Consider the following 23,140-nt stretch of genomic DNA (forward strand, 5'->3'; position numbering starts at 1 on the left):
GAGAACTCATGGGTGTGGTGACACGAGACGTGTGCACCGACGCCGAGATCATCAGCCGGATGCACGGGGATCCGGCGTTGTTCGACACCATCTTCGACCGCTACTACCCGGCGATCCACGGCTACGCGAGCCGTCGGCTGGGTCGCGACCTGGCCGACGACGTGGCGGCGGAGACCTTCCTGGTCGCGTTCGACCACTGGCGGCGGTACGACACCACGCAGCAGAGCGCCCGGCCCTGGCTGTTCGGCATCGCGTCCAACCTCATCGCCGGGCACCAGCGGACCGAGGCGCGGCGCTACCGGGCACTGGCCCGGGCGGAGCAGGTCACCGCCGCCGACCGGGACGGCCTCGACGGTCCGGCCGATCGGATCGCCGTACGCCTCGACGCGCAGGCCGTGCGTGGGCGACTCGCGGCGGCGCTGGAGGAGATCGCACCGGCTGACCGGGAGGTGGTGCTGCTGGTCGCCTGGGCGGATTTGACCTGCGAAGAGGTGGCCCGCGCGCTGGAGATTCCCGCCGGCACCGTCCGGTCCCGGCTGCACCGGGCGCGCAAAAGATTACGGGCGGCGCTGGGTGGCGCCGATCCGACGGCAACCGGAGGGGATTCCGAGTGATCGACGACATCACCGCGCTGCGGGAGAGTTGGAGCGAGGTCGAGCCGCCCTCGCCGGAGGCTCAGGACCGGGCCCGGTCGGCGCTGCTGGCCCGGATCACCGAACGTCGGGCCACCGTGCCGCAGGGGCGCAGGCCCGCCCGGCGGGTGCCGGGCTGGGCGTGGCGGTCCGGCGTCGCCGCCCTCGGTGCCGCCGCCCTGGTGGCCGGGGTCGTCGCGGTCGGTGGCCTCGGCCCGGCGACTCCGCCGGCCCGGCCGGCGCCCTTCGTGGCGAACGGGGCGGTCGCGCAGACCTTCGAGCTGGCCGCCGTGCACGCCGAGACCGAGCCGTTCACGCCACCCCGCCCGGATCAGTGGACCTACGTCGAGATGCGAATCGTCCGCGGCAAGCTCGCTCAGGACAAGGAGCAGGCCACCCGCGAGACGACGCGGTCGTGGCAGCGCGCCGACGGCCGGCAGAGCGCCATGCTGGTTGACGGCAAGCTCGAAGTGAGCACGGAGAGCTCGGACCTGCCGCGGGTCATGCCGCCGCAGGACTACCCGACGCTGGCCGGGCTGCCCACCGATCCGCGGGCGCTGCTCGACTGGCTGCGCGCCCAGGACCCGTCCGGCAAGGGTGACGAGGCCTTCCCGTACGTGCTGATCGACTCGATGCTGCGGGACAACGTCCTGCCGCCCGGCGTGAAGGCGACCCTGCTGCGGGCACTGGCCCTGATCCCCGGCGTCACCCGCTCCAGCGAGCCGGTCGACTTCGACGGACGCCCGGCGATCGCCGTGGGCCTGGTTTTGGACGGCTGGCGGCGCGAGGACATCCTGCTCGACCCGACCACCCACGAGTTCCTCGGCGGCCGGACCGTCGTGGTCGAGGACCACACGACGCCGGAGGGGGTCAGGCTGAAGAAGGGCGACGTCGAGGTCGAGCTGATCCGTATCGCCGGCAGGATCGTCGACGCGCCGGGCCGGACCAACTGACCATCGGGTACGTGCGACGGCGCGCGGGCGGCCGGACCATGGCGGGTCCGGCCGCCCGGGTCGGCTGGTTGCAGGTCACCGTGCCGTGCACGTTCGCCTTGCCGCTGATCGTGCTGGCCGTGCCGTCGGTGGCGAGCGGTGTCGTTGCATCGCGGCGACGGATCAGTGCCTAAAGGACGGTCGGGGCGACGGGTCCGGATCCGGCCGGCCATAGCAGATCGACTCACCGGCCGGCGGCTGTCCACAACCGCCTCCGTCATCCACAGCGGCGTCCGGGCGGGCGCCGCTGCGCCGGATCCGCCGGCAGGCTGCTCCGCGGCACGTCCGAGTCCGACCGCTGGAGGCCGCCATGCCGCCCCGTACCCCGCTGCCGCCGTACCGCCGGCTGCCCCTGCTCGTCACCGCCGACGGCGACCTCCTCGACGAGTTGCTGCGGCTCGCCGCGGCGGTCGGCACCGAGGTCGAGCTGGCCGCCGATCCCGCCGCCGCCCGAGCCCGCTGGGCGCCGGCGCCGCTGGTGCTGGTCGGCGCCGACCAGGCGCAGGCCTGCCTGCGGGCCCGCCTGCCGCGCCGGCCCCGGACGGTGCTGGTCGGTCGCTCCGGCCAACTCGACCCGGGTACGGAGATCGCCGAGCTGATCGGCGCCGAGCACGTGGCGACCCTGCCCGCGGCCGAACCCTGGCTGGTCGACCGGTTCGCCGAGTGTGCGGGTGAGCCGCCCGGTGCCGGCCCAGCCCGGGTCGTGGCGGTGCTCGGCGGGCGGGGCGGCGCCGGGGCCAGCGTGCTGGCCGGCGGCCTGGCCGTCACCGCGGCCCGGGCCCGGCTGCGCACCCTCCTGGTGGACGCCGACCCGCTCGGTGGTGGCCTCGACCTCGTGCTCGGCTGGGAGCAGCTCGAAGGGTTGCGCTGGCCCGGGCTCACCGGCACCGACGGCCGGGTCGATCCGCCGTCGCTGGTCCGGGCCCTGCCCAGCCGTGGCGACATGGTCGTCCTCTCCTGGGACCGGGGCGCGCTGCGGCACCTGCCGGCCGAGGCGATGGCCGCCACCGTCGACGCCGCCCGCCGGGGCCGGGACATGGTCGTCCTCGACCTGCCCCGGCACCTGGACGACGCGGCCGTGGTCGCCCTCCAGGCGGCCGACCGAGCGCTGATTGTCGTACCGGCGGAGCTTCGGGCCACTGCCGCGGCCGCGCGGGTGGTCGCCGTGGCCGCTCCGCACTGCGCCGACCTGGCGGTGATCGTGCGGGGTCCCGCCCCGGGCCGGCTCAAGGCGGGCGAGGTGGCCCGCGCCCTCGGGTTGCCGCTCGCCGGCACGCTCCGGCCCGAGCCGGGGCTCTGCCGGGGGCTGGAACGCGGCGAGGCGCCGGCCGCCACCGGGAAGGGCCCGCTCGCCCTGCTCTGCCAGCGGCTTCTCGCCGACCTGACCGACGTGCCCGCGGCGGGTGCGGCGTGACCGGGCCCGCCGACTCCGGGGAACTGGCCGTCCGCGTCCGGCACCGGTTCGCCGCCGAGGCCACCCCGGTCACTCCCGCGGCGATCGTCTCCGCCGTACGAGCCGAGTCGGACGCCGCCGTGCTCGGCGACACCGCCCTGCTGCGGATCGCCGACCGGGTCCACGACGACCTCGTCGGCGCCGGTCCGCTCGCGCCGTTGCTCGCCGATCCGCAGGTCACCGACGTGCTGGTGAACGGCACGCGGGTCTGGGTCGACCGGGGTCGGGGCCTGCACCAGGTGGCGGTGCCGCTCGGCACGGTCGACGACGTACGCCGGCTGGCCCAGCGCCTCACCGCGGCCGCCGGACGCCGGCTCGACGACGCCTCCCCGTACGCCGACGCCCGGCTGCCCGACGGCACCCGGCTGCACGCCGTGCTGCCACCGGTGGCGACCGACGGGCCCTACCTGTCGCTGCGCACCTTCCGGCAACGGCCGTTCACCCTCGACGAACTGGTCCGGCAGGGCACCGTGCCCCGGCCGGTGGCCCCGCTGCTCGCCGCCGTGGTGGCCGCCCGGTTGGCGTACCTGGTGACCGGCGGGACCGGTTCCGGCAAGACCACCCTGCTCAACACGCTGCTCGGGCTGGTGCCGGGGACCGAGCGGATCGTGCTGGTGGAGGACGCGGCGGAGCTGCGGCCCGTGCACCCGCACGTGATCGGCCTCCAGGCCCGGACGTCGAACGTGGAGGGCGTCGGCGCGGTCGGGTTGAGCGACCTGGTCCGGCAGGCGCTGCGGATGCGGCCGGATCGGCTGGTGGTGGGCGAGTGCCGGGGCGCCGAGGTGGTCGACCTGCTCGCCGCGTTGAACACCGGCCACGACGGCGGGGCCGGGACGCTGCACGCCAACGCCCCGACGGACGTGCCGGCCCGGTTGGAGGCGCTCGGGATGCTCGGCGGCCTGCCCCGGGCCGCCCTGCACGCCCAGGTCGTCGCCGCGCTCCAGGTCCTCCTGCAGGTCCGGCGGACCACCGAGGGTCGGGTGCTGGAGTCGGTCAGCCTGCTCCTCCCCGAGGGACCCGACCGGGTCGTCACCGTGGTCCCCGCCTGGGTACGGGGACGGCCTCGGCCTCGCCGCCCGGCCGCTCGGCGCCCTGCTCCGCGAGCGGGGTGCGGCGGTGCCGCCGATCCTCTGCGCGGCGTGGCCCGGCTCGGCGGGTCCGTCGTGACCGGCCAGGTGTGGCTGGTGGCCGTGCTCCTGGCCGGCGCCGCCGCGACGGTCGCCTGGCCGGTACGCGCCGGCCGGGCCCGGCGGCACGCGGTCCTCGACCTGGGGAACCGCCCTGGCCCTGGCGGAGCCCGGCTCGCCTGCGCCCGTCCCGGCGCCAGGGGCGAGTCGGCGGTGCGAACGCACCCCAGCCATTCCCACCGGCCCACCACCAACCTCGGGTCTCCCGCCGACCGTCCTCCACCGGGCCGGCCGCCGGGGCGGCGTGACCCGACCCGCCCGGCCGCCGGGCTCATCCCCACTGGTTCCGTCCGCAGTGAACGATCAGTGCGAGCGGCTCACTTTCCAACGGGCGCGCCCCGGTCCCGGCTGGCCGCCGCCCTTGTCCTCCTGGATCGGGTGCCCCGGATCTGGCTGGCCGCCGCGCTCCGATCCTGGCGATCGGGTGCCGTATCGCCGGCCTCCGGCTCCGAGCTGTATGCCCAGCCCGTCATCGGCGCCCGGCACGGCTTCGATCCGTCGCCCTGTGCCCAGCCCGTCATCGGCACCCGGCACGGCTTCGATCCGTCGCCCTGTGCCCAGCCCGTCATCGGCGCCCGGCACGGCTCCGATCCGGCGTCACAGCCCCCGGTGCTCCCGCCAGCCCTGCCAGACCAGCCGTCCGGCCCGGTCGCTCGTTCGCCGTTGTCCGGCCGAGCTGCCCTGCCTGCGGCGGCCGTGGTGGGCGCCGGAGCCGGAGCGCTGCTCGGCGGCCCGGTGGCCGCGGTGGTGCTGGCCGCCTACGGCACGCTGGCAGCCCGGGCGGTGCTGCGCCGGCGGACCCGCCAGGCGGCCGACCGGGCCCACCGCCGCGACCTGGACCAGCTGGGCGCGCTCGCCGCCGACCTGCGGGCCGGGCTGCCGGCCGGCGGGGCGATCGGTGCCGGCCCGCAGCGCGTCGCCCGGTTGGCGCGAGCCGCCGTGCGGCTGGCCGACCGCACCGGGGCACCCCTGGCCGAGCTGCTCGAACGGGTCGAGGCCGATGCCCGGGCGGCGGACCGGGGCCTGGCCGCGGCAGCCGCGCAGGCGGCCGGCGCCCGGGCGACGGCCTGGCTGCTCGCCGCGCTACCGCTCGGCGGGATCGGGCTGGGGTACGCCATCGGCGTCGACCCGGTGGCCGTGCTCCTGCACACCCCGGCCGGTGGCGGCAGCGCCGTCGCTGCCGTCGCGTTGCAGATCGGCGGGCTGCTCTGGGCGGAGCGGCTCGGCGCGGCACCCGGGCGGACCGTCTGATGTCGCGGCAGGCGGTGGCGGCGGCCTGCCTCGGTGGAGCGGCGTTGCTCCTGGTCATGTCCGGGCCCGCCGTCCGTCCGGCGCGGCGGCTACGCCTCCTCGCACCCATCCGGCGCGGCGGCTACGCCTCCTCGCACCCATCCGGCCGGCGGAACGGAACCGCCCGGCCTGGTGGCCGGACCGGATCCGGCTCGGGGCGGGCCTGGCGGGGGTGGCCGCACTGGTCGTGGTGGGCGGCTGGCCCGGTGTGCTCGTCGGGGCGCTGGCCGCGCCGGCCGCCGACCGCCTGCTGCGCCGGATCGAGCCGCGGGCCGTCCGCGACCGCCGGCTCCGGGAGACCGCCGACCTGCCCCTCGCCGCCGACCTGCTGGCCTCCGCGCTCCGGGCCGGTGCGCCGGTGGACCGCTCGGTGCTCGCGGTCGCCGAGGCGCTCGGTGGACCGCTCGCCGACCGGCTCGCCCGGGTGGGGCGGACGCTGGAACTCGGTGGCACGGCGGCCGAGGCGTGGGACCACCTGCGACCCGTGTCCGGGGCGGAGCGCCTGGCGACCGCCGCGATCCGCTCGTCGAGCAGCGGCGCGGCGCTGGCCGGCGCGCTCGGCCGGCTCGCCGACGACCTGCGCTCCGACCGGTCGACGGCGGCCGAGGCGGCCGCCCGCCGGGCCGGGGTGCTCATCGTGCTGCCGCTTGGGCTCTGTTTCCTGCCCGCCTTCATTCTCGCCGGTCTGGTGCCGGTGATCGTCGCCGTCCTCGGCGACGTGCTCTGAATCCCCGAGAAAGGGAGTACAACATGCGCAAACTTCTCACCCGCCTGCGCGGCGACGCCGGGATGAACACGGCCGAGTACGCCGTCGGCACCCTCGCCGCGGTCGCCTTCGCCGGGATCCTGCTGAAGGTGCTCACCTCCGGCAACGTGCAGTCCGCGCTCACCGCCGTGATCGACCGGGCCTTGAAGTGACCGGTCGCCGGTGGGCTGGCCGCCGGCCCGGCCCGGACGCGAATTCCTCGTTCAGCGGCACCGGTCCGGTCCCGGGGTCCTCGTTCAGCGGCACTGGTCCGGTCCCGGCTTCCTCCTCCGGCGGCACCGGCCCGGGGCAGCCGGGACGGGTCGACGGGCAGCGACCGTGGGGTGCCCGGGAACGCGGCTCGTTCACGGCCGAGCTGGCGGCCGGCCTGCCGGCGCTGATGCTTCTCCTCTTCGCCGGTCTCACCGCGGTCGACGCGGTCACCACGCGGGCCGGCTGCCTGGACGCGGCGCGGGAGGCGGCGCTCGCCGCCGCCCGCGGCGAACCCGGGTCGGCGACCGGCGCCCGATACGCCCCGCCCGGGGCCGACGTCTCGGTGACCGTGGCCGGCGACCGGGTCACCGTGACCGTCCGGGCGCCGGTCCGGAGCTTCGGCGCCCGGCTGCCCCGGCTCACCGTGTCGGGTACCGCGGTGGCCGCCGTCGAGCCCGGCGCCCCCGGACCGCAGCCGTGATCGGGTGCTACGGGGCCCGTCGGGTGATCAACGGGTGGGGGAACCAGGGCGCCGAGCACGGTGGGGCGACCGTGTGCCTGCTTGCCGTGGGGTTGGTGCTCGTGCTGGTCGGGCTCCTCGGTGCCGGGCTCGGCGCGGCCCGGTGCGCACGCCACCAGGCCCGGGACGCCGCCGACTTCGGGGCTCTCGCGGGCGCCGGCCGGGCGCTGGAGGGTGCCGACGCGGCGTGTGGCCGGGCCGCCGACCTGGCCGCGGCCAACGGCGGCCGGCTGACGGCGTGCCGGCTCGACGGCCTCGACGTCGTGGTGACGACGGAGGTGAAGGTCGCTCCGCTACCCGGGCTCACCCGGGTGGCGACCGCCACCTCCCGGGCCGGCCTGACCCGAGGCTGAGTGCCGGGTCCCCGGCCTTTGCCCACGTCTCGTGTCCAGACGCTGGAAACTGGACCTGCAGCGATCCACCCCGGCGGTGCCGAACAGAAGGGGAGCCCGCTATGACCGACAGGTCTGGCGTAGAAGCCTGGATCCGGGCCTATGAATCCGCCTGGCGTACGGCGGGAACCGACCAGCTCGACCGGCTCTTCACCACCGACGCCACCTATCAGATGTCGCCGTTCCAGGAGCCGCACCGGGGCCTCGACGCCATCCGCGTGCTGTGGGACGCCGAACGCGCCGGGCCGCACGAGGAATTCGAGATGGACTTCCACATCGTCGCCGTCGACGACCCGCAGGCGGTCGTACGGCTGGAAGTGCGATACGGCGGTCCTCGGCCCCAGTTGTTCCGCGATCTGTGGGTCCTCACGTTCGCCCCGGACGGCCGGTGCCGGGCCTTCGAAGAGTGGCCGTTCAGCCCTGGGCCTTCCGCGCCGCACCACACACCCTGACCCTGGACGCCGGGCGCCAGCAGCCGTCACCCCAGGTCATTCCCGCTCGCCAACGGAGATCCTCCACCGGAGCCGACAGCGAGGACCGGCCGTGGTGTCGGGGCGGAAGCGCGTACCGCCCCGACACCACCGCGAGAAGGCCCGACACCACCGCGAGAAGGGCGGCTCGGTCGGTGAAGTTGTCGGCGTCAGCGGGCCTGGAGGGCGTCCAGGCCGACCGCCATGGCGATCACCAGGCGCCGGTCGATCTGCGGCTGGTGGATGTCGACGACGTACCGGTCGCGCAGGCCCCACTTCTTGTCGACCGAGAACACCGGCTGACCGTTCGCCACGAAGTCGAAGTGGTAGGGCAGCCAGGAGAGCGAGTCGACGAAGCGGCGCAGCAGGGCCACCGGCAGGCTGCGCTCCTGCCCGGTGATCTGCGGCAGGCCGGCCTGCTCGACGTGCCAGGTGGAGCGGAGCAGCGACTGGGCGAAGTCCTTGCGGAACAGGCCGATCGGGGTGCCGGCGTGGTCGGTCACGTCGTAGGTGGCGCCGAGGTCGAGGCGCTGCCGGGCCTTGAAGCCGAGCAGGGGGTACTGCTTGGAGTCGTCGGTGTAGATGGTCACCTGCTCCTTGAACGCGAGCCGCTTCTGCTGCGCGAACGCGAGCAGCCCACCCTCCGAGCCGTCCGGCGCCACCGAGTGGACCTCGTACTGGTTGACCATCATCCGGATCCGCTGGCGGACGATGAACCGCTGCTGGGCCTGCAAGCTGTCGAGCTGCATCAGATCTCCTTGAAGAGGCGGACGCCGGAGTCTCGCACAGCCTGGCCGTCACCCGCGTGCCCGTGACCGGCGCGTTCCGGTCGTGATCCGGGCGCGACGGCCGGTCAGCGGTCAGCGTCCGCCATCGACGGTCGCCTTCATGGCCCAGGCGTTGAGCACCTGATGGATGCCGCGCAGGCGTTCGTTGATCTGCTCCAGGCGCTCCGCCTGGGCCAGGCCGGCCAGCGCGGTGCCCAGCGCGATCTGCTGGTCAGGGGTGAGGTTCTCCTGGTCGATCGTGTAGAGCAGGTCGACGGTCTCGGCGATCGTGTCGGCCACGGCTGTACCTCCCGGCGCGAAGAATCTCGGGTCACCTCGGGCTTCCACCACACCGATGGAAGCGCTCCCATGTATCAATGCCCGGTCGTCGCCCCAGTCATGCACCCGTCCCAGACTTCGACGGCCGCCGGTCAGTCGCCTCCGGCGCCGGCCCGCTCGGCAGTCCGCTCCTCCTGCCGCGGCAGCACCGCCCCGCGCCCACCCTCGACCTCCGCCAGGTTGGCGAGGACCACGTCGAGGACCTTGATCGCGTCCGGCTTGGAGAGCGGGTTGTTGCCGTTGCCGCACTTCGGGGACTGGACGCAGGACGGGCAGCCCGACTCGCACCCGCACTCGGCGATCGCTTCCCGGGTGGCGCGCAGCCAGGCGGCGGCCGTCCCGTAGGCCCGCTCGGCGAAGCCCGCCCCGCCCGGGTGGCCGTCGTAGACGAAGACGGTGGGCGCCTCGGTGTCCGGGTGCAGGGCGGTGGAGAGCCCGCCGATGTCCCACCGGTCGCAGGTCGCCATCAGCGGCAGCAGGCCGATCGCGGCGTGCTCGGCGGCGTGCAGCGCGCCCGGGATGTCCGCGGCCTCGACGCCGGCAAGAGCCAGCGATTCCGGCGACAGGGTGAACCAGACCGCGACGGTGCGCAGTTCCCGCGCCGGCAGGTCCAGCGGCCGGGTGTCGATCACCTCGCCGGTGGCGATCCGCCGCCGCTGGTACGACACCACCTGGCTGGTCACGTCGACCTCGCCGAGGAAGAGCCCGACCGGCCCGGCGTCCACGTAGGAGCGGACGGACACCACGGACAGCGAGGTGACGTCCCGGGCGTGGGTGGACCAGTCCGGCTCCTCGGCGTGCACCAGCGCGCACCCGTCGGCCAGGTCGAGCGAGTCGACCACGTACGAGACGCCCTGGTGCAGGTAGACCGCGCCGGTGTGGAGCAGGAAGTGCGAGGAGCCGCCGTCGATGGTGCCGAGCAGCCGGCCGGTGGACTCCTCCACCACGCAGACCGGCGCCCCGCCCTCGCCGCGCAGGTCGACCTCGGGGCGCTCCCGGTGTCGCCAGTACCAGCCGGTGGGCCGCTGCCGCAGCGCGCCCGCCCCGACCAGCGAGTCGACCGCCTCCTTCGCGCCCTCGCCGAAGAGTTCCAGGTCGGCCGGGGTGAGCGGGGCCTCGTGCGCGGCGCAGGCGAGCTGCGGCGCGAGCACGTACGGGTTGGCCGGGTCTAGCACGGTCGCCTCGACGGGCCGCCCGAACAGCGCCTCCGGGTGGTGCACCAGATAGGTGTCGAGCGGGTCGTCCCGGGCCACCAGCACCGCGAGGGCCTCGTCGCCGGAGCGGCCGGCCCGGCCGGCCTGCTGCCACAGCGACGCCCGGGTGCCCGGCCAGCCGCAGATCAGCACGGCGTCCAGCCCGACCAGGTCGACGCCGAGTTCCAGGGCGTTGGTGGAGGCGAGCCCGAGCAGGTCGCCGGTGAGCAGCGCGCGTTCCAGCTCGCGGCGCTCCTCGCGGAGGTAGCCGGCCCGGTAGGCGGCCACCCGGTCGCCGAGCCCGGGCACCGCCTCGTCGAGCGCCCGCCGGGCGTTCGCGGCGACCACCTCGGCGCCACGCCGGGACCGGACGAAGGCGAGGGTGCGTACCCCCTCGATCACGCTGTCGGTGAGCAGGTCGGCGGTCTCTCGCAGCGCCGAGCGGCGGACGGTCACCAGGTCGGCGACCTCCTCGTCAGCGGAAGCGGAGGGCAGCAGCGGCGGCTCCCAGAGCGCGAAGGTCACCCCGCCGCGCGGCGAGGTGTCCTCGGTGACGGCCGCGACGGGCAGGCCGGTGAGCCGCCCGGCCGCCGTCGCCGGGTCGCCCGACGTGGCCGAGGCCAGCACGAAGACGGGGGTACGCCCGTAGCGGGCGCACTGCCGGCGCAGCCGCCGCAGCACGTGCGCCACGTGCGAGCCGAACACGCCCCGGTAGGTGTGGCACTCGTCGACCACCACGTACGCGAGCCGGCGCAGGAACCCGGACCAGTGCGCGTGCCCGGGCAGGATGCCGTGGTGCAGCATGTCAGGGTTGGTCAGCACGAACCGGGAGTGCCGGCGGATCCACTCCCGCTCGGTGCGCGGGGTGTCGCCGTCGTAGGTGGCGGGGCGTACCCCCTCCAGCTCCAGGCCGGCGACGGCGCGGAGCTGGTCGGCGGCGAGCGCCTTGGTCGGGGCCAGGTAGAGCACCGTGGCGCGCGGGTCGGCGAGCAGGGTGCCCAGCGCCGGCAGTTGGTACGCCAGCGACTTGCCGGACGCCGTGCCGGTGGCCACCACCACGTGCTTCCCCGCGTACGCCAGCTCGGCGGCCTCGGCCTGGTGCCGCCACGGGGCGACCACGCCGCGCCGGGCGAACGCCGCCCGCAGCTCGTCGGGGGCCCAGTCCGGCCACGGCGCCGGCTCACCGGCCCGGGCCGGCACCCGCTCGACGTGGGTGACCGGGTCGGCGGCGTGCCGCAGGCGCAGCCGACGGAGCAGCTCACCCGGCGATCGGCCCGGGCCGCTGGGCGCCGGTACGGTGGCGGCCGACGGCTTCAGGTCGTGGCGCGGCGACGGACGCGCCGAGCTGAAGCTGTCGAAGGTCACGTCCTGCACTCTCGCACTGGTGTTCGGAATTGGAAACCGGGGGCGGGGGTATGGGGGAGGCTTCGCCGATGACCCGGAGAGGGTCACGCGCGGGGATGGTTAGATGCCCAGGAGAGCTTACCGAGGAGGGACCGATGGAGCTGTCGCTGGCGACCCGCACCGTGGGGGAGCACACGGTGCTCGAGGTCGGCGGTGAGGTGGACGTCTACACCGCGCCGCGCCTGCGGGAACGGCTCCTGGAGCTGATCGACGGTGGTGCCCGCCGGGTCGTGGTCGACCTGGGCCGGGTGGACTTCCTCGACTCGACCGGCCTCGGCGTGCTGGTCGGCGCGCTCAAGCGGCTCCGCTCGGCCGGCGGTTCCTTCGCGCTGGTCTGCGACAAGGAGCCGCTGCTCAAGATCTTCCGGATCACCGCCCTGGACCAGGTCTTCCCGTTGCATCCCACGGTCGACGCGGCGATCGACGCCGACCCGACCGGCGCCGGCGCGTGATGGCGACCGTCAAGCTCTCCTTCTCGCCGGCCCCGGTGCACGTCCGCACCGCACGCCTGGTCGGGGTCGCGGTGGCCCGCCGGGCCGGGGTGCGCGAGGACCTGCTCGACGAGGTGCGCCTGGCCATCGGTGAGGCGTGCACCCGGGCGGTCGCGCTGCACCGGCAGTACGGGCTCCCCGACCCGGTGTACGTGGAGATGTCCGACAGCGGGGCGTACACGGTGCGGGTGGTGGACCGCGCCCCGATCGAGGCGAGCATCGGCCTGGCCGCGTTGCCGCCGGACGAGCTGGCCAAGGAGTCGCTCAGCGAGGACGCGCTGACCACCGGGGTGGGCTTCGCCCTGCTCGCCGGCTTCGTCGAGGACCTCCAGGTCCGCCCGGTCGACGAGGGTGTCGGCACCGAGGTCCGGATGGTCTGGCCGGCCGGCCGCGCCTGACCCTGTCCTTCCAGCAGGCCGCGTTCCCCTCGGGGAGCGCGGTCTCGTCGTACTTTCCGGGCCTTATATCAGATTTCTTCACATAGCACAGTTACGAAGATCATCGAGACCGGGTGCCCCCTCCCTGTGACCCTCAACACGTCGGAGGGCTACAGTACGCGGGTTGTCAGCAAGTGTCCCGTCCCGCAGCCAGCGGGAATGGGTGTACATCGCTGGTCCGCGGGGGTGGGTCGGCGCGCGCTTGCGAGTCCGCATCCAGGCGTCGGTCCGTGCGTCTCCACTGGCCGGCGCGAGTGTTCGGTACAGGAGGACATAGATGTCCGGGACCTTGGCCGCCGACGGCGGCGCACTGTCCCTTACCGGAGCCAACGTGACGTACGTCGTCATCGCCGCGGTCATCGCGCTGGTGGCGCTCGTCTTCGCGGCCGCCCTCACCAGGGCGGTCCTGGCGGCCGGTACGGGAACCACCAACATGCAGGAGATCTCCGGGGCGGTGCAGGAGGGCGCGTCCGCGTACCTGCTGCGGCAGTTCCGCACCCTGGCGATCTTCGTGGTGATCGCCGTCGTGCTGCTGTTCCTGCTGCCGGTGCACGACACCGACGGCAGCGAGACCCTCGTGAAGATCGGCCGGTCGGCGTTCTTCGTGGTGGGCGCGCTGTTCAGCGCGTTCATCGGGGGCGCCGGTATGTGGCTGGCCACCCGCGCCAACCTGCGGGTCGCCGCGGCCGCCCGGGAGCGGGAAGGCGGGCGCGAGGGCGCCATGAAGATCGCCTTCCGCACCGGTGGCGTGGTCGGCTTCCTCACCGTCGGCCTCGGCCTGTTCGGCGCGGCGCTGGTCGTGCTGATCTTCCGGGGTGACGCCCCGACGGTGCTGGAGGGCTTCGGCTTCGGCGCCGCGCTGCTCGCCATGTTCATGCGGGTCGGCGGCGGCATCTTCACCAAGGCCGCCGACGTGGGCGCCGACCTGGTCGGCAAGGTCGAGCAGGGCATCCCGGAGGACGACCCGCGCAACGCCGCCACCATCGCCGACAACGTCGGCGACAACGTGGGCGACTGCGCCGGCATGGCGGCCGACCTCTTCGAGTCGTACGCGGTCACCCTGGTCGCCGCGCTGATCCTGGGCCGTGCCGCGTTCGGCGAGACCGGCCTGGTCTTCCCGCTGATCATCTCCACCATCGGCGTGCTCGTCGCGATCGTCGGCGTCTTCATCACCCGGCTGCGCACCTCCGACCGCAACGGTCTGACCGCGATCAACCGGGCCTTCTACCTCTCCGCGGTGATCGCCGCGGTGCTGGTGGCGATCGCCGCGTTCGCCTACCTGCCGTCGACCTTCGGCGAGCTGGAGGGCGGTCTCACCGACGTCGACCGCAACCCGCGGCTGGTGGCGATCGGCGCGGTGGTCATCGGCATCGTGCTCGCCGCCGCGATCCAGGCGCTCACCGGCTACTTCACCGAGACCAACCGGCGCCCGGTGCAGGACATCGGCAAGAGCTCGCAGACCGGTGCGGCCACCGTCATCCTCGCCGGCATCAGCGTCGGCCTGGAGTCGGCGGTCTACTCGGCGCTGCTGATCGGCGCCGGCGTCTTCGGCGCGTTCCTGCTCGGCGGCAGCTCCATCACGCTGTCGCTGTTCGCGGTGGCGCTGGCCGGCACCGGCCTGCTCACCACCGTCGGCGTCATCGTCGCCATGGACACCTTCGGCCCGATCTCCGACAACGCCCAGGGCGTGGCCGAGATGTCCGGCGACATCGACGAGCACGGTGCACGGACGCTGACCGAGCTGGACGCCGTCGGCAACACCACCAAGGCGATCACCAAGGGCATCGCGATCGCCACCGCGGTGCTCGCCGCGACCGCGCTGTTCGGCTCGTACACCGACACGCTGCGCTCCTCGTACGAGGACGCGGGTGTGGGCGACGTCGGCAGCGAGATCCTCAACTCGCTGAACGTGGCCAACCCGCGCAACCTGGTCGGCCTCATCATCGGCGCGGCGGTGGTCTTCCTCTTCTCCGGCCTGGCCATCAACGCGGTGTCCCGCTCGGCCGGCGCCGTGGTCATGGAGGTCCGCCGGCAGTTCCGTGAGCTGCCCGGCATCATGGACCGCACCCAGCGTCCCGAGTACGGCAAGGTCGTCGACATCTGCACCCGGGACGCGCAGCGCGAGCTGATGACCCCCGGCCTGCTGGCCATCCTGGCCCCGATCGCGGTCGGCTTCGGCCTCGGCCCGGGCGCGCTGGCCGCGTACCTGGCCGGTGCGATCGGCGCGGGCACCCTGATGGCGGTCTTCCTGGCCAACTCCGGTGGCGCCTGGGACAACGCCAAGAAGCTGGTGGAGGACGGCGCGTACGGCGGCAAGGGCTCCGAGTCGCACGCCGCGACCGTCATCGGCGACACCGTCGGCGACCCGTTCAAGGACACTGCCGGCCCGGCGATCAACCCGCTGATCAAGGTGATGAACCTGGTCTCGCTGCTGATCGCCCCGGCCGTGGTGGCCTGGAGCGTGGGCGACGACCGGAACACCCCGCTGCGGATCGCGATCGCCGTGGTGGCCGCGCTGGTCATCGTGGCGGCGGTGGTGTTCAGCAAGCGCAAGGGCGTGGCCATGGCGGACTCCGGCAGCGACGCCGGCACCCCCGACCAGCACCCGGAGGCGGTCAACGCCTGACCCGGGCGATGCGACGGTTCCCGGTCGGCCTCGGCCGGCCGGGAACCGTGCCGTCCGGTGGTCCCGTGCACGAAACCTGACCGGTGGCACTTCCACCGGGAGGTCGTACGCTGCTTCGCATGCGTACGCGCCGGGCGGCAACCGCCGGAAAGCTCACGGTGGTCCTGGCCACGCTGGTCCTCGTCGTCGCCGGCTGCGGCGGCCCCAGCCCGCAGGCCTGGGCGGCGTCGGTCTGCCAGGCGCTCAGCCCCTGGCGCGCCGAGATCAACAAGCTGACCAGCAGCACCCAGCAGCAGATGACCGCGCAGACCACCCCGGCGCAGGCCAAGGAGAACCTGGTCCGGCTCTTCGCCGGGGCCGAGGAGGCCAGCGAGACCGCCCGGCGCAAGGTCGAGGAGGCGGGCGTGCCGGACACCGACCACGGCGCGGAGATCTCCGCCGGGTTCCGCGCCTCGCTCAGCAAGGTCCGGGACGCGTACGGGCGGGCCCGGGACACCATCGACGGGCTGGACATCGCCCAGGCCGGCCCCTTCTACGACGGGGTGCGGGCCGCCGTGGACACGCTCAACAAGGAGTACGACGCGAGCGCGCTGGACACCAGCAGGCTCAACTCACCCGAGCTCAAAGAGGCCTTCGACGAGGTCCCGGAGTGTCGCTGACCCCTCCCTCCCAGAACCCGGCCCGCCAGCCCTCGCTGTTCTCCACCGAGGCGGCCGATCCGTCGCTGGCGGATCTCGCCGGCCTGCTCGCCGGGCCGGGTGAGGTGGTCCGGATGGGCGGGACGGCCCGGATCTCCGTGGTGGTGGACGCCGCCTGGCGGGTGCACGTGCTGGTGGCCGAGCTGGGCGCCCGGGGGATCCCGGCGGGCTGGGAGCCGACGGAGGACGGGCAGCACCTGGTGCGCACCGCGTACGCCACCACGCTGGCCCCGCTGGGCCTGGCCTGGCTGCGCGGCACGGTGAAGCGGCCCCCGGCGCGGTTCCACCTCAACGGGCGGCGGCTGCGGCTCTGGCTCGCCGCCGCCGGTGCGGCCGACCCGGCCGGGTTCCAGCTCCGGCTCGGCCCGGCCGACGAGGAGTGCTGGCGGCCGGTGCGCGCCGCGCTGGCCGCGGTGGGGCTCCCGGCCGCGTTCGTGGAGGCGGACGAGGGCGGGCCGGCGTACCGGATCACCGGTCGACGGCGGGTGGCCCGGCTGGCGGAGCTGGTGGGGGACCGGCCGCGGGCCGTGCCGGCGGCCGAGTGGCCGGGGACGCACGGCTGATCCTCCGGCGCAAGCCCACCGGCTGTCCGATCCCGGACACACCGTGCGGAGGTTTGCCCAGGAAAACGACGGGTGTCCCCTCCGCCATGGGTGCGCGATCGTCACAGTGACCCGCTGGGCGCCCTACCCACGGTGTACGGTGGCGCCGTCCGGCGGGGTGCCGGCCGATGGTCGACGGAACCTGATCATTTGCCGCCCACGAAACCCGGAACGCGGACGGCGCGTTACGTTGGACATCCGGACCGCCGGTGGTGCGACACGGCCCGAAGCGGGCATTGCGTAGGAGTGAGGTCGGAGAGAGACGTGCCGAGCAACGCTGGAACCACCCGTCTGGTCATCGTCGAGTCACCGGCGAAGGCCAAGACGATCTCGGGCTATCTCGGCCCGGGGTACGTCGTGGAGGCCAGCTTCGGCCACGTCCGGGACCTGCCCCGCAACGCCGCCGAGATCCCGGCCGGCTACGAGGACAAGCCCTGGGCCCGGCTCGGCGTGGACGTGGACAACGGCTTCGCCGCGCTCTACGTGGTCTCCGCCGACCGGAAGAAGCAGATCACCAAGCTGAAGTCGCTGGCCAAGGAGGTGGACGAGATCTTCCTCGCCACCGACGAGGACCGCGAGGGCGAGGCCATCGCCTGGCACCTGGTGGAGACGCTGAAGCCCAAGGTGCCGGTCAAGCGGATGGTCTTCCACGAGATCACCAAGCCGGCCATCCAGGCCGCGGTGGCCAACCCCCGGGAGATCGACCGGGACCTGGTCGACGCCCAGGAGGCCCGGCGCATCCTCGACCGGCTCTACGGCTACGAGGTCTCCCCGGTGCTCTGGCGCAAGGTCCGCAGCGGCCTCTCCGCCGGCCGGGTGCAGTCCGTGGCGACCCGGATCGTGGTCGAGCGGGAGCGGCAGCGGATGGCGTTCCGCACCGCCGAGTACTGGGACATCCTGGCCACCCTGGCGGTGGCGAACCCCGGCGAGGGGCCGCGCACCTTCAACGCCACCCTGATCGCGCTGGGCGGCGACCGGATCGCCACCGGCAAGGACTTCGAGCCGACCACCGGCCGGGTCAAGCCCGGCGCCGGGGTGGTCCACCTCGACGAGAGCGGCGCCCGGGGGCTGGCCGCGCGACTGGAGGGGCGGCCGTTCACGGTCACCCGGGTCGAGGAGAAGCCCTACCGCCGCCGCCCGTACGCGCCGTTCATCACCTCGACCCTGCAGCAGGAGGCGGCCCGCAAGCTGCGGCTCTCGTCGCAGCAGACGATGCGCACCGCGCAGCGGCTCTACGAGAACGGCTACATCACCTACATGCGTACCGACTCGGTGAACCTGTCGGAGACCGCCATCGCGGCGGCCCGCCGGCAAATCGCCGAGCTCTACGGCGAGCGCAGCGTGCCGCCGGAGCCGCGCCGCTACACCGGCAAGGTGAAGAACGCGCAGGAGGCGCACGAGGCGATCCGCCCGGCGGGGGACAACTTCCGCACCCCGGGCGAGGTGGCCAAGGAGCTGTCCGCCGAGGAGTTCAAGCTCTACGAGCTGATCTGGCGGCGCACCATCGCCTCGCAGATGACCGACGCGGTCGGCTCCAGCGTCTCGGTGCGCATCCGGGCGATCTCCTCCGCCGGCGAGGAGGTCGACTTCGGCGCGAGCGGCAAGACCATCACCGACCCCGGCTTCCTGCGCGCCTACGTCGAGTCCAGCGACGACGAGAACGCCGAGGCCGAGGACGCCGAGCGGCGGCTGCCCACCCTGACCAAGGACCAGCCGCTGACCGCCGACGAGCTGGCCGCCCAGGGCCACCACACCCAGCCGCCCGCCCGCTACACCGAGGCGTCACTGGTCAAGGCCCTCGAGGAGCTGGGCATCGGCCGCCCGTCGACCTACGCGTCGATCATGCAGACCATCCAGGACCGCGGGTACGTCTTCAAGCGCGGCCAGGCGATGATCCCGTCGTTCCTGGCGTTCGCGGTGATCGGGCTGCTGGAGCGGCACTACCCGCGCCTCATCGACTACGACTTCACCGCCAGCATGGAGAACGAGCTGGACGAGATCGCCGGCGGTGACCACGCCGCGGTCGACTTCCTCACCTCGTTCTACTTCGGCAGCGCCAACGGCACCGGCGACCAGGCCATCGCCCACGCGGGCGGGCTGAAGAAGCTGGTCACCGAGAACCTCAGCGACATCGACGCGCGCAGCGTCAACTCGATCCCGCTCTTCACCGAGGACGACGGGCGCGAGGTCGTCGTCCGGGTCGGCCGCTACGGGCCGTACCTCCAGCGGGCGCTGCCGGGCGAGCAGCCCGCGCCCGCCGCGGAGGGCGAGGAGGGCGGCGGCCAGGGCGACCGGGCGCCGATCCCCGAGGGGCTGGCCCCCGACGAGCTGACCCCGGAGAAGGTGCACGAGCTGTTCCTCGGCGGCGGGGGCGAGCGCAAGCTCGGCGACGACCCGGCCACCGGCGAGCCGATCCTGCTCAAGTCCGGCCGGTTCGGCCCGTACGTGGCCAGCGGCGAGCGAAAGTCCTCGCTGCTGCGCTCGCAGTCGCCGGACAGCCTCACCTTCGACCAGGCGCTGCAGCTGCTCAGCCTGCCCCGGCTGATCGGCACCGACCCCGAGGGCAACGAGGTCGTCGCCAACAACGGCCGCTACGGCCCGTACGTCAAGCGCGGTGACGAGTTCCGCTCGCTGGACTCGGAAGACAAAATGTTCACCGTCACGCTGGACGAGGCGCTCGCCCTGCTGGCCGCTCCGAAGACCCGGCAGCGCCGGGCCGCCGCGCCGCCGCTGCGGGAGATGGGCAACGACCCGGCGACCGAGAAGCCGCTGGTCATCAAGGACGGGCGGTTCGGGCCGTACGTCACGGACGGGGAGACCAACGCCTCGCTGCGGCGCGGGCAGACCCCGGAGGCGCTGACCCTCGAGGAGGCCTCCGAGATGCTCGCCGAGAAGCGGGCGAAGGGTCCGGCGCCGAAGAAGAAGGCGGCGAAGAAGGCCGCCCCGGCCAAGAAGACGACGGCGGCCAAGAAGACCGCCGCCGCCAAGTCCACGGTCGCCAAGAAGACCACGACGGCAAAGACCACCACGGCGAAGAAGACCCCGGCCAAAAAGGCAGCCCCGAGGAAGGCCACCACCTCTCCGGAGTAACTCGCTCCTCTTCGGGAGTCAGGCGCCCAGCACCTGGTTCAGGTAGGGGTTGGTGAAGCGGCGGTGGGGGTCTAGGCGGTCGCGGACTGCCAGGAAGTCGGTGAACTTCGGGTAGGCCGTGGCCAGGGACTCCGCGGTTCGCCAGTGCAGCTTGCCCCAATGGGGGCGGCCGCCCAGCTCCGTGGTGACCTCCTCGAACGCGCGGAAGTACGGCTCGTAGGGCGTCCCCACGTACTGGTGGATGGCGACGTACGCGGAGTCCCGCCCGTATCCGTGGGAGAGCCAGATGTCGTCGGCGGCGGTGAACCGCACCTCGACCGGGAAGAGCACCTTGAACGGCAGCCGGTCCACGATCCGCCGCAGCTCCGCCAGCGCGGCGGGCAGGGCGGCGCGCGGGAGCGCGTACTCCATCTCCACGAAGCGGACCCGGCGCGGGGTGCAGAAGACCCGGTCGGAGCGGCCGGTGTAGGCGCGTTCGGTGAGCGCCCGGGCGGAGACCGCGCTGATCCCGGGGGCGAGCGCCGGCACGGCCCGGCCCAGCCGGCAGGCCCCGGCGAAGACGGTGTTGGAGAGGAACTCGTCGTCGAGCCAGCCGCGCCAGCGGGGCAGCGGCCGGTCGTCGGCGGGTACCCGGTCATTGGTCTTGACCTGCACCCGGTCGGTGTAGGGGAACCAGTAGAACTCGGCGTGGTCGTGCTGCTCGACGAGGCCGGGCAGGTCGTCGAGCACCGCGGCGAGCGCCGCCGGCCGCTCGTGCGCGCGGAGCACGAAGGCGTCGACGCAACGCAGCGTGACCTCCACCAGCACCCCGACCGCGCCGAGCCCGACCCGGGCGGCGGCGAACACGTCCCGGTGCTCGTCGGCGGAGCAGCGCAGCACCTCGCCGGTGCCGGTCACCAGGGTCAGCGCGGTGACGAAGGTGGACAGGCAGCCGAGCTTTCCCCCGGTGCCGTGGGTGCCGGTGGAGAGCGCCCCGGCGACCGTCTGCGCGTCGATGTCGCCGAGGTTGGGCAGCGCCAGGCCGTGGCCGGCGAGCAGATCGTTGAGGGTGTGCAGCGTCATTCCGGCCGGTACGGTGACCAGACGGCGAGCGGGGTCGACGCTGACCCCGGTGTCCAGGTCGGCGAGGTCGAGCCGGTGCCCGTCGGCGACGGCGGTCGCGGTGAAGGAGTGTCCGCTGCCCACCGCCCGGATCGTCCGGCCGGTGTCGGCGGCGTGGCGGACCGCCTCGGCGACCTCCTCGACGGTGCGCGGGCGCACCGTGAGGGCGGCGGTGCTGCGCTGGTTGCCGGCCCAGTTGGACCAGGCGGCTGGCGTGCCGACCATGGACGCTCCTCGACGTGAATATGAACTGACTTCATATCAGGAACGTTGTACCTGGTAAATACCGCAATCGAGCCCGGCTCGTTGTACCGGTAGTCACAGAGTCGTGACGTGCAGATATGTTCATCCGTCGAAGGGGGGTGGCGCCGAGTGTCCACACCAGCCGCCACGACCGGGCCGCTGCGTCGGGTACCGGTGCAGGGTCGAAGTGTCGCGCGGGTCCAGCGAATGCTGGACGCCTGCGCCGAGCTCGTCGACGAGGTGGGGTACGAGGGTTTGACCACGACCCTGCTCGCCGAGCGTGCCGAGGTGGCGATCGGGTCGGTCTACCAGTTCTTTCCGGACAAGCGGGCGATCGTGCAGGCGCTGACGCTGCGCACGATGGAGTCCTATCTCCAGCGGCTCGACGAGCGGTTCTCTTCGCCCGACCTGACCCACTGGTGGGACGGTGTCGACGCGGCGATCGACGAGTACATCTCGATGCACCGCACGGTCCCGGGATTTCGTACCCTGCACTTCGGCGACGTGGTCGACCTGCACCTGCTCGACGAGCAGCGGGACAACAACGGGGTGATCGCCGATCAGCTCGCCCGGGTGCTCACGGAGCGTTTCGGTCTGGCCGGCGTGCCCGACCTCCGGTTCCACCTGGAGGTCGCGGTGGAGGCGGCCGACTCCCTCATCAAGCTGGCGTTCCGCCGGCGGACCGAGGGCGACGAGCGGGTGCTGGTCGAGGCGAAGGCGCTCATCCGGGAGTACCTGCACCGGCAGGTCGACGCCCGGACGGAGGCCGTCCAGCAGGGTTGAGCAGGACGTCGCCGCCTGGTGCCGGCGGTGACGGCAAGGTGCGATTGCCCGGGGTGCGACCGGGGCAGACGACGAGCGGCGGGTTCCCGAGGTGTGCCGGGGCCCGCCGTCACCATTTAGAGGAACGCGTGGCCCTCGCCGCGGTAGGTCGGCACGGTGGCCACCACGCTGTCGCCGTCGACCAGATGCACCTCGTTGACGTGCTCGCACAGCTCGCCGGCCTTCGCGTGGCGGAACCACACCCGGTCGCCGATCCGCAGGGCGGTCGCGACATCGCCGGCGAGTGGGGTCTGCACCTCGCCCGCGCCCTCCGCGCCCAGCAGCTTCAACCCGGCCGGCAGCCACGGCCGGGGGAGCCGGCTGTCCCCGGCCGCGCCCGAGGCGATCCAGCCGCCGCCGAGCACGGTGGCCAGCCCGGGCCCCGGGCGGCGGACCACCGCGCAGGCGAAGAACGCCGCCGGGGTCGGCCGCCAGGCACGGTACGCGTCGAAGAGCGTCGGCCCGTAGAGGCCGGAGCCCGCCGTGACCTCGGTGACCGCGGGGTCGGCGCTGGTGGCGGCCACGCTGCCGGTGCCGCCGCCGTTGACGAACTCCAGGTCGGCATGCTCGCGTACGGCGGCGACCGCGGCCGCCCGGCGGGCCAGCAGTTCCCGGTACGACCCGCGCTGGGTGACCCGGATGGCCGTGCCCAGCAGCGCCTGCCCGGGCGGGGCGTCGCCGAGGCCGGCGATCTGCGCCTCGTACGACATCAGGCCGACCAGCCGGAAGCCCGGCCGGCCGGCGACGGTGGCGGCGAGCGTGCCGGCCGCCCCGGCGCTGTGCACCGGGGACCGCCGCACGCCGACGTGCACCCGGCCGCCGAGGGGTCGCCAGGAGGCGTCCAGTTCGAGGCAGACCCGCAGCGCCGGCCGGCGTCCGGGCGGGCAGACCTGGTCGACCAGGTCGAGCTGCCCGGCGTCGTCGATCATCAGGGTCACCGCGTCGGCGAGCGCCGGGTCGGCGGCCAGTTCGGCGAGCGCCCGCCGGTCGGCGGTCGGATAGGCGACCAGCACGTCGTCGCTGACGCCGCTGCGGGCGAGCCAGAGCGCCTCGGGGAGAGTGAACGCCATCACGCCGCGCCACCCGGGCCGGCCCAGCGCCCGGGTCAGCAGCTCGCGGACCCGGACCGACTTGCTGGCGATCCGGACCGGCTTGCCCGCGGCCCGGTCGACCAGCGCCTCGGCGTTGGCATCGAAAGCGGAGAGATCGACCACGGCGTACGGCGGGTCGAGGTGGGCGGTCGCCCGATCGAGGCGATCGCGAAGTTTGTCTCGGTCGGTGGCCACGTGTGCACGCTAACTGTCTGGACGACAATGCGAAATACCCTCGCGTCTGTCCGGGCTGCGGGCGGTGGTCCCGGCGGCCTAGGCTCGGCGAGCAGGCGAATGTCGCGGAGGGGGACGCATCTCGCCCCGACTAGAGTGTTCCACCGG

General features: G+C 73.9%; 22 protein-coding genes and 1 pseudogene. 18 read left to right on the forward strand and 5 right to left on the reverse strand.

The window, feature by feature from the left end:
* Nucleotides 1-8 precede the first annotated feature (8 nt).
* The 11 genes and pseudogenes from AC0OLQ_RS03085 (at nt 9) to AC0OLQ_RS03135 (ending at nt 7,876) form a co-directional block, all read left to right on the forward strand.
* Nucleotides 9-614 (forward strand): RNA polymerase sigma factor, encoded by a 606-nt coding sequence (locus AC0OLQ_RS03085; RefSeq protein WP_484530109.1) that lies wholly within the window; start codon nt 9-11, stop codon nt 612-614.
* Nucleotides 611-1,585, forward strand: coding sequence for a CU044_5270 family protein (locus tag AC0OLQ_RS03090; protein WP_484530110.1), 975 nt, complete (start codon nt 611-613; stop codon nt 1,583-1,585). The genes AC0OLQ_RS03085 and AC0OLQ_RS03090 overlap by 4 nt, the downstream gene beginning before the upstream one ends.
* Before the next feature lie 11 nt (nt 1,586-1,596).
* On the forward strand, nt 1,597-1,758 hold the full coding sequence (locus AC0OLQ_RS03095) for a hypothetical protein (RefSeq protein ID WP_484530111.1): 162 nt from the start codon (nt 1,597-1,599) through the stop codon (nt 1,756-1,758).
* Nucleotides 1,759-1,934: 176 nt separating this feature from the next.
* Nucleotides 1,935-3,038: a septum site-determining protein Ssd gene (gene ssd, locus AC0OLQ_RS03100; protein WP_484530112.1), complete on the forward strand. Its 1,104-nt coding sequence runs from the start codon at nt 1,935-1,937 to the stop codon at nt 3,036-3,038.
* A pseudogene (locus tag AC0OLQ_RS03105) lies at nt 3,035-4,244 on the forward strand (TadA family conjugal transfer-associated ATPase). Before ssd ends, AC0OLQ_RS03105 begins: the two are co-directional and overlap by 4 nt.
* 368 nt (nt 4,245-4,612) lie before the next feature.
* Nucleotides 4,613-5,515, forward strand: a complete 903-nt coding sequence (locus AC0OLQ_RS03110; RefSeq protein WP_484532255.1) for a type II secretion system F family protein — start codon at nt 4,613-4,615, stop codon at nt 5,513-5,515.
* A gap of 139 nt (nt 5,516-5,654) precedes the next feature.
* The gene (locus AC0OLQ_RS03115; RefSeq protein ID WP_484532256.1) at nt 5,655-6,281 is read left to right on the forward strand and encodes a type II secretion system F family protein; all 627 of its coding nucleotides are present in this window, start codon (nt 5,655-5,657) and stop codon (nt 6,279-6,281) included.
* Between the two features lie 23 nt (nt 6,282-6,304).
* Nucleotides 6,305-6,472: a DUF4244 domain-containing protein gene (locus AC0OLQ_RS03120; RefSeq protein ID WP_013283643.1), complete on the forward strand. Its 168-nt coding sequence runs from the start codon at nt 6,305-6,307 to the stop codon at nt 6,470-6,472.
* A 203-nt stretch (nt 6,473-6,675) separates the two neighbouring features.
* On the forward strand, nt 6,676-6,993 hold the full coding sequence (locus AC0OLQ_RS03125) for a TadE family type IV pilus minor pilin (RefSeq protein ID WP_357332882.1): 318 nt from the start codon (nt 6,676-6,678) through the stop codon (nt 6,991-6,993).
* Nucleotides 6,994-7,016: 23 nt separating this feature from the next.
* A complete protein-coding gene (locus AC0OLQ_RS03130) occupies nt 7,017-7,385 on the forward strand; it encodes an Rv3654c family TadE-like protein (RefSeq protein ID WP_484530113.1) in 369 nt (122 codons plus the stop codon).
* Between the two features lie 101 nt (nt 7,386-7,486).
* On the forward strand, nt 7,487-7,876 hold the full coding sequence (locus AC0OLQ_RS03135) for a YybH family protein (protein ID WP_484530114.1): 390 nt from the start codon (nt 7,487-7,489) through the stop codon (nt 7,874-7,876).
* Nucleotides 7,877-8,064: 188 nt separating this feature from the next.
* On the opposite strand, the gene AC0OLQ_RS03140 is transcribed toward AC0OLQ_RS03135, so the two are convergent.
* The 3 genes from AC0OLQ_RS03140 to AC0OLQ_RS03150 all read right to left on the reverse strand — a co-directional run bounded on the left by AC0OLQ_RS03140 (nt 8,065) and on the right by AC0OLQ_RS03150 (nt 11,567).
* Entirely contained in the window at nt 8,065-8,643 is a 579-nt protein-coding gene (locus AC0OLQ_RS03140; RefSeq protein WP_357332565.1) for an LURP-one-related family protein, read from the reverse strand.
* Nucleotides 8,644-8,754: 111 nt separating this feature from the next.
* Nucleotides 8,755-8,961 carry a hypothetical protein gene (locus AC0OLQ_RS03145; protein ID WP_484530115.1) on the reverse strand — a complete coding sequence of 69 codons (207 nt, stop codon included), beginning with the start codon at nt 8,959-8,961 and terminating at the stop codon, nt 8,755-8,757.
* Between the two features lie 131 nt (nt 8,962-9,092).
* Entirely contained in the window at nt 9,093-11,567 is a 2,475-nt protein-coding gene (locus AC0OLQ_RS03150) for a DEAD/DEAH box helicase (protein ID WP_484530116.1), read from the reverse strand.
* 125 nt (nt 11,568-11,692) lie between these two features.
* Between AC0OLQ_RS03150 and AC0OLQ_RS03155 the strand changes: the two genes are divergently transcribed.
* The 6 genes from AC0OLQ_RS03155 to topA all read left to right on the forward strand — a co-directional run bounded on the left by AC0OLQ_RS03155 (nt 11,693) and on the right by topA (nt 19,541).
* Nucleotides 11,693-12,049 (forward strand): STAS domain-containing protein, encoded by a 357-nt coding sequence (locus tag AC0OLQ_RS03155; protein ID WP_357271804.1) that lies wholly within the window; start codon nt 11,693-11,695, stop codon nt 12,047-12,049.
* The gene (locus AC0OLQ_RS03160; RefSeq protein ID WP_357332570.1) at nt 12,049-12,486 is read left to right on the forward strand and encodes an ATP-binding protein; all 438 of its coding nucleotides are present in this window, start codon (nt 12,049-12,051) and stop codon (nt 12,484-12,486) included. Before AC0OLQ_RS03155 ends, AC0OLQ_RS03160 begins: the two co-directional genes overlap by 1 nt.
* A gap of 316 nt (nt 12,487-12,802) precedes the next feature.
* Nucleotides 12,803-15,151 carry a sodium-translocating pyrophosphatase gene (locus tag AC0OLQ_RS03165; RefSeq protein WP_484530117.1) on the forward strand — a complete coding sequence of 783 codons (2,349 nt, stop codon included), beginning with the start codon at nt 12,803-12,805 and terminating at the stop codon, nt 15,149-15,151.
* Between the two features lie 119 nt (nt 15,152-15,270).
* Nucleotides 15,271-15,810 (forward strand): hypothetical protein, encoded by a 540-nt coding sequence (locus AC0OLQ_RS03170; protein WP_484530118.1) that lies wholly within the window; start codon nt 15,271-15,273, stop codon nt 15,808-15,810.
* Nucleotides 15,801-16,412: a hypothetical protein gene (locus tag AC0OLQ_RS03175; RefSeq protein WP_484530119.1), complete on the forward strand. Its 612-nt coding sequence runs from the start codon at nt 15,801-15,803 to the stop codon at nt 16,410-16,412. The genes AC0OLQ_RS03170 and AC0OLQ_RS03175 overlap by 10 nt, the downstream gene beginning before the upstream one ends.
* A gap of 303 nt (nt 16,413-16,715) precedes the next feature.
* Entirely contained in the window at nt 16,716-19,541 is a 2,826-nt protein-coding gene (gene topA, locus AC0OLQ_RS03180; RefSeq protein WP_484530120.1) for a type I DNA topoisomerase, read from the forward strand.
* A gap of 18 nt (nt 19,542-19,559) precedes the next feature.
* On the opposite strand, the gene AC0OLQ_RS03185 is transcribed toward topA, so the two are convergent.
* Nucleotides 19,560-20,867 (reverse strand): D-arabinono-1,4-lactone oxidase, encoded by a 1,308-nt coding sequence (locus tag AC0OLQ_RS03185; protein ID WP_484530121.1) that lies wholly within the window; start codon nt 20,865-20,867, stop codon nt 19,560-19,562.
* Nucleotides 20,868-21,092: 225 nt separating this feature from the next.
* On the opposite strand from AC0OLQ_RS03185, the gene AC0OLQ_RS03190 reads away from it, so the two are divergent.
* Entirely contained in the window at nt 21,093-21,668 is a 576-nt protein-coding gene (locus AC0OLQ_RS03190) for a TetR/AcrR family transcriptional regulator (RefSeq protein WP_357332884.1), read from the forward strand.
* 116 nt (nt 21,669-21,784) lie between these two features.
* Here the strand turns inward: AC0OLQ_RS03190 and AC0OLQ_RS03195 are convergent, their stop codons facing one another.
* Complete coding sequence (locus AC0OLQ_RS03195; protein ID WP_357332586.1) at nt 21,785-22,993, reverse strand: amino acid deaminase/aldolase; 1,209 nt, start codon at nt 22,991-22,993, stop codon at nt 21,785-21,787.
* Between the last annotated feature and the right edge of the window lie 147 nt (nt 22,994-23,140).

It is taken from the genome of Micromonospora sp. Utrum1 (genome assembly GCF_057197805.1).